The sequence below is a fragment of the Pseudomonas endophytica genome (assembly GCF_001411475.1).
Taxonomy (GTDB): domain Bacteria; phylum Pseudomonadota; class Gammaproteobacteria; order Pseudomonadales; family Pseudomonadaceae; genus Aquipseudomonas; species Aquipseudomonas endophytica.
Genome location: NZ_LLWH01000101.1, coordinates 36,034 through 48,410, shown reverse-complemented (window position 1 = coordinate 48,410; position 12,377 = coordinate 36,034). Strand labels below are relative to the sequence as shown.

The 12,377-nt window shown below is 56.8% G+C and carries 11 protein-coding genes; all 11 read left to right on the top strand.

Translation table 11 applies throughout. The annotated features are described in order from the left end of the window. The coding region (locus AQS70_RS08105; RefSeq protein WP_055102343.1) for an NAD(P)H-hydrate dehydratase at nucleotides 1–625 on the top strand (625 nt) is incomplete at its 5' end. Beyond that, on the top strand, nucleotides 613–1,083 hold the full coding sequence (tsaE, locus tag AQS70_RS08100; protein ID WP_055102342.1) for a tRNA (adenosine(37)-N6)-threonylcarbamoyltransferase complex ATPase subunit type 1 TsaE: 471 nt from the start codon (nucleotides 613–615) through the stop codon (nucleotides 1,081–1,083). The genes AQS70_RS08105 and tsaE, both read left to right, overlap by 13 nt. A gap of 2 nt (nucleotides 1,084–1,085) precedes the next feature. Continuing rightward, a complete protein-coding gene (locus AQS70_RS08095; protein WP_206542129.1) occupies nucleotides 1,086–2,510 on the top strand; it encodes an N-acetylmuramoyl-L-alanine amidase in 1,425 nt (474 codons plus the stop codon). Nucleotides 2,511–2,521: 11 nt separating this feature from the next. Next, complete coding sequence (mutL, locus tag AQS70_RS08090; protein ID WP_162233886.1) at nucleotides 2,522–4,420, top strand: DNA mismatch repair endonuclease MutL; 1,899 nt, start codon at nucleotides 2,522–2,524, stop codon at nucleotides 4,418–4,420. Next, nucleotides 4,420–5,406, top strand: a complete 987-nt coding sequence (gene miaA / locus AQS70_RS08085) for a tRNA (adenosine(37)-N6)-dimethylallyltransferase MiaA (protein WP_055102340.1) — start codon at nucleotides 4,420–4,422, stop codon at nucleotides 5,404–5,406. The genes mutL and miaA overlap by 1 nt, the downstream gene beginning before the upstream one ends. Before the next feature lie 83 nt (nucleotides 5,407–5,489). After that, nucleotides 5,490–5,750: an RNA chaperone Hfq gene (gene hfq / locus AQS70_RS08080; RefSeq protein ID WP_048366600.1), complete on the top strand. Its 261-nt coding sequence runs from the start codon at nucleotides 5,490–5,492 to the stop codon at nucleotides 5,748–5,750. Nucleotides 5,751–5,762: 12 nt separating this feature from the next. Continuing rightward, nucleotides 5,763–7,064: a ribosome rescue GTPase HflX gene (gene hflX, locus AQS70_RS08075; RefSeq protein ID WP_055102339.1), complete on the top strand. Its 1,302-nt coding sequence runs from the start codon at nucleotides 5,763–5,765 to the stop codon at nucleotides 7,062–7,064. 96 nt (nucleotides 7,065–7,160) lie between these two features. Further along, entirely contained in the window at nucleotides 7,161–8,345 is a 1,185-nt protein-coding gene (hflK, locus tag AQS70_RS08070) for an FtsH protease activity modulator HflK (RefSeq protein WP_055102338.1), read from the top strand. Continuing rightward, nucleotides 8,345–9,217 (top strand): protease modulator HflC, encoded by an 873-nt coding sequence (hflC, locus tag AQS70_RS08065; protein ID WP_055102337.1) that lies wholly within the window; start codon nucleotides 8,345–8,347, stop codon nucleotides 9,215–9,217. The genes hflK and hflC overlap by 1 nt, the downstream gene beginning before the upstream one ends. 350 nt (nucleotides 9,218–9,567) lie before the next feature. Next, entirely contained in the window at nucleotides 9,568–10,755 is a 1,188-nt protein-coding gene (locus tag AQS70_RS08060; RefSeq protein WP_055102336.1) for an ATP phosphoribosyltransferase regulatory subunit, read from the top strand. A 54-nt stretch (nucleotides 10,756–10,809) separates the two neighbouring features. Beyond that, nucleotides 10,810–12,099 carry an adenylosuccinate synthase gene (locus AQS70_RS08055; RefSeq protein WP_055102335.1) on the top strand — a complete coding sequence of 430 codons (1,290 nt, stop codon included), beginning with the start codon at nucleotides 10,810–10,812 and terminating at the stop codon, nucleotides 12,097–12,099. The last annotated feature ends 278 nt before the right edge of the window (nucleotides 12,100–12,377 follow it).

The following is a 12,377-nucleotide window of genomic DNA, read 5'->3' as shown; positions in this document are numbered from 1 at the left end:
GCGTTTGCCTGAGGTGATGACTTTGGGCGTGCTTTCGGCTAATCAACTGATGGGCGTGTTGGCTCAGGCTTCGGTGTTGGTGTTAGGGCCCGGCTTGGGGCAAGCCGCGTGGGGCCGGAGTTTGTTGTCGGCTGCGGTTCAGGCAAAAATTCCTCAAGTGTGGGATGCCGATGCGTTGAATCAGTTGTCCAACGCGGACTTTGCTGTGCCGCAAGGCGCTGTGCTGACTCCGCATCCCGGCGAGGCTGCGCGTTTGCTAGGGCTAAGCACCGAGCAGGTGCAGGCAGATCGCCCAGCGGCGGCTCGCGCGCTAGTTAAAAAATATTCAGCGGTGTGTGTTCTTAAAGGGGCAGGCACGCTGATCGCAGGGTTGGACGGCGAATTGGCCCTGTGTACGCAGGGGCATCCGGCGATGGCCACGGCCGGGTTGGGTGATGTGCTAGCAGGGGTGGTCGGGGCGTTGTTGGCCCAGGGCATGAGTGCATTTGAGGCAGCGAGCCTAGCGGTGTGGTTGCACGCGAAAGCAGGGGAACAGCAAGGACAATTGGGCCGTGGGCTGGCGGCCAGTGATTTGATTCCAGCCATTCGTCAGTTGTTGGAGGAGCAAGCACCGTGTCTGAATTAACACTGCACTTGGCGAATGAAGACGCCATGGTCGCCTTTGGCGGGCATTTGGCTCGTATCACCCAAGGACATGGCCTTATCTTTCTTGAAGGGGACTTGGGGACGGGTAAAACCACTCTGTCACGCGGCATTATTCGCGGTTTGGGGCACACAGGGGCGGTTAAAAGCCCGACGTTTACCTTGGTCGAACCTTACGAAATTAACGACATTCGGGCATTTCATTTCGACCTTTATCGGTTGGTCGACCCCGAAGAACTAGAATTTATGGGGATTCGCGACTATTTCGACGAAGACGCCCTATGCTTGATTGAGTGGCCCCAGCAAGGTGCAGGCTTTTTGCCAAAGGCCGACCTGACCATTACCATTGGGCAGCATAATACTGGGCGCCAGCTGACATTGTCGCCTCAAGGCGCGCGTGGCGAGTCTTGGTGCGCCGAAGTGGCGCTGGAATACAAATAATGATGGGGTTTGGTATGCGCTTTCGCGCGTTAGTGAGTGTTGTGGGTGTGTTGCTCAGTGTCATGGCGGTGAATGCTTGGGCGGCAACACAGGTTAAAAGCGTGCGTTTGTGGCGCGCCCCGGACAACACGCGGCTGGTATTCGACCTGACCGGGCCGGTGCAACATAGCGTGTTCACGCTGACAGCGCCGGATCGTCTGGTGATTGATATCAACGGCGCTACGCTGGCGGGGCCTTTGAATGTGGCAACGGCCAACACGCCGATCACCAGCCTGCGCTCGGCACAACGCACACCGACCGATTTGCGGGTGGTGATCGACTTGAAAAAAGCGGTCACGCCTAAAAGCTTTGTGCTGGCGCCTAATGCTCAATACGGTAATCGCTTGGTGGTCGACTTGTTCGACCAAGGCGCTGATCTGACGCCAAGCTTGCCTGCAACGACGGTGGCCAAGGTGCCTGCGGTGCCGGTAACGCCGGCCCAGCCTGAGATCAAACTGCCGGCCGTGCCGAGTGGCAAGCGCGAGATTATCGTCGTCATTGACCCCGGTCACGGCGGTGAAGACCCTGGCGCCTCCGGCTCTGCCGGACAACGCGAGAAAAACGTGGTGTTGGCGATTGCCAAAGAGTTGCAGCGCCAGATCAACGGCATGCGAGGCTTTAGGGCTGAGTTGACCCGTACCGGCGACTACTTTATTCCGCTACGTGGGCGTACCGAGATCGCCCGTAAAAAAGGTGCTGACCTATTTGTGTCGATCCACGCCGATGCTGCCCCGTCTAGGGCGGCCTTTGGTGCGTCGGTGTTTGCCTTGTCTGAACGCGGCGCCACCTCTGAGACAGCACGTTGGTTGGCTGACAGCGAAAACCGCTCTGACTTGATCGGCGGTGCGGGCAACGTCAGCCTCGATGACAAAGACAAAATGCTTGCGGGCGTACTGCTTGACCTGTCGATGACTGCCTCTTTGACTTCCAGCCTCAACGTGGGCCAAAAGGTACTGAGCAACATTGGCCGGGTAACGCCGCTGCACAAACAGCGCGTGGAACAGGCCGGGTTTATGGTGCTTAAGTCGCCTGATATTCCGTCGATTCTCGTCGAAACCGGGTTTATTTCTAACGCTAACGAGGCCTCGAAACTGTCCTCGTCTAGCCACCAGCAAGCACTGGCGCGCTCGATCAGCAGCGGTGTGCGCCAATTCTTCCAGCAAAATCCGCCACCTGGCACTTACATAGCTTGGCTGCGTGACACTGGCAAAATTGCCCAAGGTACTCGCGAGCACACGGTTCGCCCCGGCGAAACCCTGGCGATGATTGCGGTGCGCTATCAAGTGGGCGTGGCGACGCTGCGCTCTAGCAACGGTTTGAAAACCGACGAACTCAAGATTGGTCAAAATTTGAGCATTCCGGCCACCGAGCTGGTATCCAAGCAATGAGTGATGAGGTGTTGAGTAGCAGCACGCGCATTGAACTGCTTAGCCCGCGCCTGGCCAACCAAATTGCCGCAGGTGAAGTGGTTGAGCGCCCAGCCTCGGTGATCAAAGAGTTGCTAGAGAACAGCCTCGACTCCGGTGCCAAGCGCATTGATGTTGATGTTGAGCAGGCCGGGGTCAAGCTGCTGCGGGTGCGTGATGACGGCAGCGGTATTTCCAGTGACGACTTACCGCTGGCATTGGCTCGGCACGCTACCAGCAAGATTCGCGACCTTGAAGACCTTGAGCGGGTGATGAGCTTGGGCTTTCGTGGGGAGGCGCTGGCGTCGATCAGTTCGGTAGCGCGCCTAACCTTGACCTCGCGTACCCGCGGCGCCGATCAGGCGTGGCAGGTCGAAACCGAAGGCCGCGACATGGCTCCGCGGGTTCAGCCTGCGGCGCACCCGGTCGGTACATCGGTCGAAGTCCGTGATCTGTTTTTTAACACTCCGGCGCGGCGCAAATTTCTCAAGACCGAAAAAACCGAATTCGATCACCTGCAAGAAGTGATCAAACGCTTGGCGTTAGCGCGCTTTGATGTGGCATTTAACCTGCGTCACAACGGCAAAAGTATTCTCAATCTGCACGAGGCCCACGACGACATCGCTCGCGCCCGGCGTGTGGCGGCGGTGTGTGGCCCGGCGTTTTTGGAACAGGCACTGCCCATCGAAGTGGAACGCAACGGTCTGCATTTGTGGGGGTGGGTAGGCTTGCCGACCTTTTCCCGCAGCCAGGCCGACCTGCAATATTTTTATGTGAATGGTCGCGCCGTCCGCGACAAGCTGGTGGCGCACGCGGTGCGTCAGGCGTACCGCGATGTGCTGTTTAACGGTCGGCACCCCACGTTTGTGTTGTTTTTTGAAGTTGACCCTTCGGTGGTCGACGTCAACGTTCACCCGACCAAACACGAAGTGCGCTTCCGTGACGGGCGAATGGTGCATGACTTTTTATACGGCACATTGCACCGAGCGTTGGGCGATGTGCGCCCCGAAGACCAGTTAGCCGCGCCTGCGCCGGTCCCGGGGGCTGAACGCCCAACGGGTCTCGACGCCGGAGAGTTCGGCCCGCAGGGCGAAATGCGCTTGGCGACTCATCTGCTTGAGCAGCCTCAAGCGGCACCGGCCGCGCATGTGCCAGGTTCTGGGGCCGGGGCGGGTTATCAGTCTTACTATCGTCCGCCGTCTTCGACACCTTCTGTACCGGCCGCTGAAGCGAAAAATGCGTACCGCGAATTCTTCGCGCCTTTGCCCGAAGCCAACGCAGCGCCGATGCCCGAGGGCCAGGGTGATATTCCGCCATTGGGCTTTGCACTGGCGCAGCTTAAGGGCATTTATATCTTGGCTGAAAACGCTCACGGGCTGGTGTTGGTGGACATGCACGCGGCTCACGAGCGGATCATGTATGAGCGCCTCAAAATTGCGATGGCCAGCGAAGGCTTGAGCGGCCAGCCGTTGCTGGTGCCTGAGTCGATTGCCGTGAGTCAGCGCGAGGCAGATTGCGCTGAAGAACACGCAGACTGGTTCCGCCGTCTTGGTTTTGAATTGCAACGGCTGGGGCCGGAATCGCTGGCGATTCGCCAGATTCCGGCGTTGCTCAAACAGGCCGAGGCGCAGCGTCTGGTACATGACGTGTTGGCCGATTTGATGGAATACGGCACCAGCGACCGGATTCAGGCTCACCTCAATGAACTGCTCGGCACCATGGCCTGCCACGGTGCGATAAGAGCTAATCGGCGCTTAGCAATACCGGAAATGAACGGTTTGTTGCGAGATATGGAAAACACCGAGCGCAGTGGTCAGTGCAATCATGGTCGTCCCACTTGGACCCAGATGGGTCTGGACGACTTGGACAAACTCTTTTTGCGCGGTCGCTGATGACAGGTTCCAAGGTTTTACCTCCGGCCATTTTTTTGATGGGCCCGACCGCTGCTGGCAAAACTGACTTGGCGATTGAGCTGAGCAAAGTGTTGCCGTGTGAGCTGGTGAGTGTCGACTCGGCACTGGTTTTTCGCGGCATGGACATTGGTACGGCCAAACCATCAAAAGAAATTTTGGCCGCCCATCCGCATCAGTTGATCGACATCATCGACCCCGCCGAGAGTTATTCAGCGGCTGATTTTCGCCGTGATGCGCTGCAGTCCATGGCCCAAATCACCGCACGCGGAAATATTCCGCTGCTGGTGGGCGGTACGATGTTGTATTACAAGGCGTTGCTTGAGGGCCTGGCTGACATGCCAGCGGCCGATCCGCAGGTGCGTGCGCAGATTGAAGAACAAGCGCAACGTCTTGGCTGGCAGGCGTTGCATGATGAGTTGGCGACGATTGACCCTGAGTCTGCGGCGCGCATTCACCCCAATGATCCGCAGCGTCTGACTCGCGCCTTAGAGGTTTATCGGGTCAGTGGTCAGAGCATGACCGCCCACCGTCAGAAACAATCTGAAGAATCTACTCAAGCAGCCGCCTCTGGAGGCGGGCAATTGCCCTATACTGTCGCCCAACTGGCCATCGCTCCGGCGAACCGGCAGGTGCTGCATGAAAGAATCGCACAAAGATTCGTGCAAATGCTGGAACAGGGGTTCATCGACGAGGTCTTAGCTCTGCGTAATAGAAGTGACCTGCATGCAGGGTTGCCGTCTATACGTGCAGTGGGTTACCGCCAAGTTTGGGATTATCTGGACGGCAAGCTGACGGCAGCCGAGATGCAGGAGCGCGGGATTATCGCCACGCGCCAATTAGCTAAACGTCAGTTCACTTGGTTGCGCAGTTGGGATGATCTACATTGGCTGGACAGCCTAGACTGCGACAATCTGCCACGAGCCTTGAAATACCTAGAATCGGTCTCCATATTGAGCGGAGTCTAGGAAATTGCCGTCTATCCTATGGGTATGGCGACACAGCCATCTAATTTTTGTTTCTATTTTTTATCCTTACAGGAGTGCGGCATATGTCAAAAGGGCATTCGCTACAAGACCCTTACTTGAATACATTGCGTAAAGAGAAGGTTGGCGTTTCCATCTACCTAGTCAACGGTATCAAACTGCAGGGGACGATCGAGTCCTTCGACCAGTTCGTGATCCTGCTGAAAAATACTGTGAGCCAAATGGTTTACAAACACGCTATCTCAACAGTAGTGCCGGTACGTCCAATTCGTCTGCCTAGCGCAAGCGAATCCGATCTGGCAGACGCTGAACCAGGTAACGCTTGATAGGAGTCTCCTTTGTTCTTTGAGCGCCACGGTGGTGGTGAACGAGCGATCCTCGTTCACTTGGAAGTTCAGGACCCTGAGGCGCACGAAGATCCGCAGGAGTTCCGGGAGTTAGCAGCATCGGCTGGCGCCGAGACCGTCGCGTTTTTTAACGTGCCGCGTCATCGGCCATCGGCCAAGTACCTGATTGGCAGTGGCAAGGTCGAAGAGCTACGCGACCTGGTCAACGCCGAGAAGGTCGATATTGTGATTTTTAATCACGTCCTCACGCCCAGTCAGGAGCGTAACCTCGAACGTGTTTTCGAGTGTCGCGTGCTTGACCGTACCGGGCTGATTCTCGACATCTTCGCTCAACGCGCCCGTACCCATGAAGGCAAGCTGCAAGTCGAACTGGCTCAGCTTGATCACATGAGCACGCGTCTTGTGCGTGGCTGGACTCACCTTGAGCGTCAAGGTGGCGGCATTGGTATGCGCGGGCCGGGTGAAACTCAGCTCGAAACCGACCGTCGTCTATTGCGTATACGCATCAGTCAGATCAAGGCCCGGCTGAAAAAAGTCCGCAGTCAACGCGAGCAATCCCGTAGAGGGCGCCAACGCGCCGATATTCCTACGGTATCGCTGGTGGGTTACACCAACGCCGGTAAATCCACGTTGTTCAATGCGGTCACCGGGTCTGAGGTGTTCGCCGCTGACCAGTTGTTCGCTACGCTCGACCCCACCTTGCGCCGTCTCGATTTGGACGACCTGGGGCCGATTGTGTTGGCCGATACCGTGGGCTTTATTCGTCACCTTCCGCACAAGCTAGTTGAAGCATTCCGGTCTACGCTCGAAGAGTCGAGCAATTCTGATTTGTTGCTGCATGTGATTGATGCGCACGAGCCTGACCGTATGCAGCAGATCGAACAGGTGATGGTGGTGTTGAACGAGATTGGCGCTCAGGACTTGCCGATCCTCGAGGTGTACAACAAAATCGACTTGCTTGAAGGTGTCGAGCCGCAGATCCAGCGTGATGCCGATGGCAAACCGCAACGGGTCTGGTTGTCGGCTCGTGAAGGTCAAGGGCTGGAGTTGCTTGAACAGGCCATTGCCGAGTTGCTGGGCAGTGATTTGTTTGTGGGCACCCTGCGCTTGCCGCAACGTTTAGCTCGACTGCGTGCACAGTTCTTTGAACTGGGGGTTGTGCAAAAAGAAGAGCATGACGATGAGGGGTCCAGTCTGTTGGACGTACGCCTGCCGCGTTCTGAGCTCAATCGCTTAGTCAGCCGTGAAGGGATGCAACCGCTGGAATTCATCGAAGAACACACTTTGCAATAAAAGCCTCTCAAAGCGGCCGTGCCGCTGTGGTAGGCATTCTGTAGCATTGGTCGGCGCGCCGTGGGCGCGTCTTTGCTTTATCAGATGGAGAGCGCTATGGCTTGGAATGAGCCGGGTGGCAACTCGAACAATCAAGATCCTTGGGGTAGCAAACGCCCTAAAAATGGCGACCGTAAGGGACCACCGGATCTCGACGAGGCCTTCCGAAAGCTGCAGGAAAGCCTGAATGGGTTGTTCGGTGGTGGAAAAAAACGTACTGGCGGTGGTGGCAACGAAGGTGGCTCGGGCGGTAAGAGCGCAGGCTTCGGTGTACTCGGCCTAGTATTGGTCGTGATGGCAGCCGTTTGGTTGTACAGCGCGGTCTATGTTGTCGACGAACAGGAGCAAGCCGTGGTGCTGCGCCTGGGCAAGTACTACGACACGGTTGGGCCGGGTCTGAACATCTTCTTGCCGCCGTTCGACAAAAAGTACATGGAAAACGTGACGCGTGAGCGTGCGTACACTAAGCAGGGCCAGATGCTCACAGAAGACGAAAACATCGTCGAAGTGCCGCTGACCGTGCAGTACAAGATCAGCAACCTGCGCGACTTCGTGCTGAACGTTGATCAACCAGAAATCAGCCTGCAACAAGCCACTGACAGTGCCTTGCGCCATGTCGTGGGTTCCACCTCGATGGATCAGGTGCTGACGGATGGTCGTGAACAAATGGCGGTAGAAATCAAGGATCGCTTGCAGCGCTTCCTCGATACCTACAAGACCGGTATTACCGTGACTCAGGTCAACGTACAGAACGCTGCTGCGCCGCGTGAAGTGCAAGAGGCCTTTGATGACGTGATCCGTGCCCGTGAAGACGAGCAACGTGCCCGTAACCAAGCTGAAAGCTACGCCAATGGCGTTGTGCCGGAAGCTCGTGGTCAAGCTCAGCGCATCATTGAAGATGCCAACGGTTACCGTGATGAAGTGGTTTCTCGCGCCAAAGGTGAAGCGGATCGCTTTACTAAATTGGTGGCTGAGTACCGTAAAAATCCTGACGTAACCCGTGACCGTCTGTACTTGGACACCATGCAGGATGTCTACAGCAACACCAGCAAAGTGCTTGTGACCGGCAACAAAGACGGCCAAAGCAACCTGCTGTACTTGCCGTTAGACAAAATGATTGATGGTCGTTCGGGTGGCAGCACCACGGCAGCCGGTTCGGCAGCGTCTTCGAGCAGTTCTGATGCTGGCACGCACAGCAATACCGATATGCCGACACCACCGCGTACCAGGGAGAGCCGCTGATGAGCAATAAATCGCTGATCGCCCTTATTGTTGCCGTTGTCGTGGCGATCGTTGCCTGGAACAGCTTCTACATCGTCTCGCAAACAGAGCGTGCCGTACTGCTGCGCTTCGGCCGTGTGGTTCAGGCCGATGTACAGCCGGGCCTGCATGTGAAAATTCCTTACGTTAACCAGGTGCGCAAGTTCGACGCCCGCCTGATGACTCTGGATGCGCCGACTCAGCGTTTTCTGACGCTGGAAAAGAAAGCGGTTATGGTTGATGCCTTTGCCAAGTGGCGCGTTAAAGATGCAGAGCGTTACTACACCGCCACCTCGGGCATGAAACAGATTGCTGACGAGCGTTTGTCGCGTCGTCTGGAATCCGGTCTGCGTGACCAGTTCGGTAAGCGCACGCTGCACGAAGTAGTGTCGGGTGAGCGTGATGCACTGATGGCTGACATCACGGCATCGCTGAACAAAATGGCTGAAAAAGAGCTGGGCATTGAAGTGGTCGACGTTCGCGTTAAGGCTATTGATCTGCCAAAAGAAGTTAACCGCAGCGTTTTCGAACGTATGAGCACCGAGCGTGAGCGTGAAGCACGCGAGCACCGGGCTAAGGGTAACGAGCTGGCAGAAGGCATTCGTGCTGACGCCGATCGTCAACGTCGTGTTCTGGTGGCTGAGGCTTATCGTCAGTCTGAAGAAGCACGCGGTGATGGCGATGCCCAAGCAGCGGCGATTTACTCTAAGGCTTATGCTCAGGACCAAGAGTTCTACAAGTTCTATCGCAGCCTGCGCGCTTACCGCGAAAGCTTTGCGAACAAGAGCGACGTATTGGTCCTAGACCCAAGCAGCGAGTTCTTCCGCTACATGGACAAGTCCAAGCCGCAGTAAATCTGTAAATCTGTAGGAGCAAGCTTGCTCGCGATCTTTTGATCTTCTAAGGCTCGCTCCTACAGCAAAACGCATCCTCTGCATTCACTCCGTCGGGCGGGCAAATTGCCTCGCGGGGTGATCCTTTTAGAAAACGAGTGTATGATGCGGCAGCCGGGAAATTCCCGGCTTTTTTGCGTCTGCAGGTTTGATTGACCGAATGGCTGTGACAGCGTCGGTAGATTTTTCGAGGAATGTGCTGAGCCTGTCATTTGGGCTTTTTTGCTGTGCGCGCTAAAGACGCAGCCACGTTCTGCTTTACTCAAGGCTCGCCTCTTGGCTGGCCGCCCGGATCATAGGGGAATGGCGTAATGGCAACGGTAGACCGCTGGCTTCTGCCAGATGGCATCGAAGAAGTACTTCCACCTGAAGCAGCGCGTATTGAGGTTGCGCGGCGTCAGGTGTTGGATCTGTTCCAGAGCTGGGGCTATGAGTTCGTCGTCACCCCGCATATCGAATACTTGGAGTCTCTGCTGACAGGCGCAGGCCAAGACCTCGACTTGCGGACCTTTAAGGTTATTGACCCTAAGACGGGTCGCCAGATGGGTTTTCGTGCCGACATCACGCCGCAAGTGGCGCGCATTGATGCGCATACCTTGCGTCATGAAGGCCCAAGCCGTCTGTGCTACGCCGGTAGTGTGTTGCATGCTCAGCCGCGTGCATTGTCATCCTCGCGCAGCCCGATCCAGTTGGGCGCTGAGTTGTATGGCGATGCCAGCCCGAGCAGCGATGTTGAAGTTATCAGCCTGATGCTGGCTATGCTGCAACTGGCGGATGTGCCAGATGTGCACATGGACTTGGGGCATGTGGGTATTTATCGTGGGCTGGCCCGTGCGGCCAACCTGTCGGTTGAAGTGGAACAACAATTATTCGACGCCCTGCAACGCAAGGCGATCGACGAAGTAACGGCCTTGACCGAAGGTTTGCCAGTCGATTTGGCAGACATGCTTCAGGCCTTGGTTGGTTTGTGTGGCGGCCGTGAGGTGCTGGTTGCTGCACGTGAGCGTCTGGCCAAGGCTCCGGCCCAGGTCATGGCTGCTCTGGACGACTTGCAGGCTATCGCCGAGCGGTTGTCTGTGCGTTTCCCGCAGTTGCCGCTGTACTTTGACCTGGGTGAGTTGCGTGGGTATCACTACCACACAGGCGTAGTGTTTGCGGTGTTTGTTCCGGGCGTTGGAGATTCCATCGCTCAGGGCGGTCGTTATGACGATATCGGAGCTGTATTTGGGCGTGCCCGTCCGGCAACCGGCTTTTCGACCGATTTGAAAACCCTAGTAACCCTGGGGCGTGCTGAAGTCGAGTTACCGTCTGGCGGTATCTGGATGCCCGACAGCACTGATGCGGCACTCTGGCAGCAGGTTTGCCAGCTTCGCAGTGAAGGTCAGCGAGTGGTTCAGGCGTTGCCTGGGCAGCCACAGTCCGCTGCACAAGATGCAGACTGCGACCGCCAATTGATTCAGCAGAACGGCTTGTGGCAAGTCGTGCCGCTGGCTTCTTGAGTTTTCCTGTCGGCGTTAGCCGGCACCAAGTTTGCGCGAATGAGGACAAGTGTTATGGGTAAGAATGTCGTAGTCCTGGGCACCCAGTGGGGTGATGAGGGCAAAGGCAAGATCGTTGATCTGCTGACCGAACATGCTGCCGCTGTAGTGCGCTACCAAGGTGGTCACAACGCTGGCCACACCTTGGTAATCGACGGCGAAAAAACCGTTCTGCACCTGATCCCGTCGGGCGTATTGCGCGAAGGCGTGCAGTGCCTGATCGGTAACGGTGTGGTGGTTGCTCCCGACGCTCTGTTGCGTGAAATCATCAAGCTGGAAGAGAAAGGCGTACCGGTGCGTGAGCGCCTGCGTATCAGCCCGTCCTGCCCGCTGATCCTGTCGTTCCACGTTGCATTGGACCAAGCCCGTGAAAAAGCCCGTGGCGAGCTGAAGATCGGTACCACCGGTCGCGGCATTGGCCCAGCATATGAAGACAAGGTTGCTCGTCGCGGTCTGCGTGTTGGCGATCTGCTGAACATGACGCGCTTTGAAGCCAAGCTGCGTGAGTTGGTGGATTACCACAACTTCATGCTGGTCGGTTATTACAAAGAGCCAGCCATCGACTTCGATCAGACGTTGGCTGAGTGCAAAGAATACGCTGAGCTGCTCAAGCCGCTGATGTTGGACGTGACGGCTGAGCTGCACGATCTGCGTCGCGCTGGCAAAGACATCATGTTCGAAGGCGCTCAAGGCTCGTTGCTGGACATCGACCACGGTACCTATCCGTACGTGACTAGCTCCAACACCACCGCAGGTGGCGTTGCGACCGGTTCGGGCGTTGGCCCGATGTTCCTGGATTACATCCTGGGCATCACCAAGGCTTACACCACTCGTGTAGGTTCGGGTCCGTTCCCGACTGAGCTGTTCGATGACATCGGCGCTCACTTGGCCAAGCAAGGTCACGAGTTTGGTGCGACCACTGGCCGCGCTCGTCGTTGCGGCTGGTTCGATGCCGTTATCCTGCGTCGCGCTATCGACGTGAACAGCATTTCGGGCATCTGCCTGACCAAGCTGGACGTGCTCGACGGTCTAGAAACCATCAACATTTGTGTCGGCTACAAAGACGCTAACGGTGTTGACGTGGCTCCGACTGACGCTGACAGCTACGTAGGTCTGCAACCTGTGTACGAAACTGTGCCGGGCTGGACTCAATCGACCGTGGGCGCCAAAACCCTGGAAGAGCTGCCAGAAAACGCTCGTGCTTACATCAAGCGCGTAGAAGCACTGATCGGCGCGCCGATCGACATCATTTCGACAGGCCCGGACCGCAACGAAACCATCGTTCTGCGTCACCCGTTCGCGTAATACGTCGCGATGTAAAACATAGGGCCCTTCGGGGCCCTTTGTTGTTTTGGGGCGATCAACAACTGGCGGTCGTAACACCATTGCGCACGGTGTTTGGGTGCGCCTCTGTTTTTGTAGGAGCTGGCGCAGCCTGCGATCTTTTGATCTTTTACCGCAACATCAAAAGATCGCAGCCTTCGTTCCTCGGCAGCTCCTACGGGGGGTATTTCACGCTGCGCTACTGTGCCCGCAGCGTTGTGCTGCGGGCATTGTTCAGAGTAGTGAGACAGCTAGCCCCA

Bases quoted from the DNA above. Each gene is read 5' to 3' on its own strand.
- AQS70_RS08095 (WP_206542129.1), top strand. From the start codon at position 1,086: ATGGGGTTTGGTATGCGCTTTCGCGCGTTAGTGAGTGTTGTGGGTGTG.
- miaA (WP_055102340.1), top strand. From the start codon at position 4,420: ATGACAGGTTCCAAGGTTTTACCTCCGGCCATTTTTTTGATGGGCCCG.
- hfq (WP_048366600.1), top strand. From the start codon at position 5,490: ATGTCAAAAGGGCATTCGCTACAAGACCCTTACTTGAATACATTGCGT.
- hflK (WP_055102338.1), top strand. From the start codon at position 7,161: ATGGCTTGGAATGAGCCGGGTGGCAACTCGAACAATCAAGATCCTTGG.
- hflC (WP_055102337.1), top strand. From the start codon at position 8,345: ATGAGCAATAAATCGCTGATCGCCCTTATTGTTGCCGTTGTCGTGGCG.
- AQS70_RS08060 (WP_055102336.1), top strand. From the start codon at position 9,568: ATGGCAACGGTAGACCGCTGGCTTCTGCCAGATGGCATCGAAGAAGTA.
- AQS70_RS08055 (WP_055102335.1), top strand. From the start codon at position 10,810: ATGGGTAAGAATGTCGTAGTCCTGGGCACCCAGTGGGGTGATGAGGGC.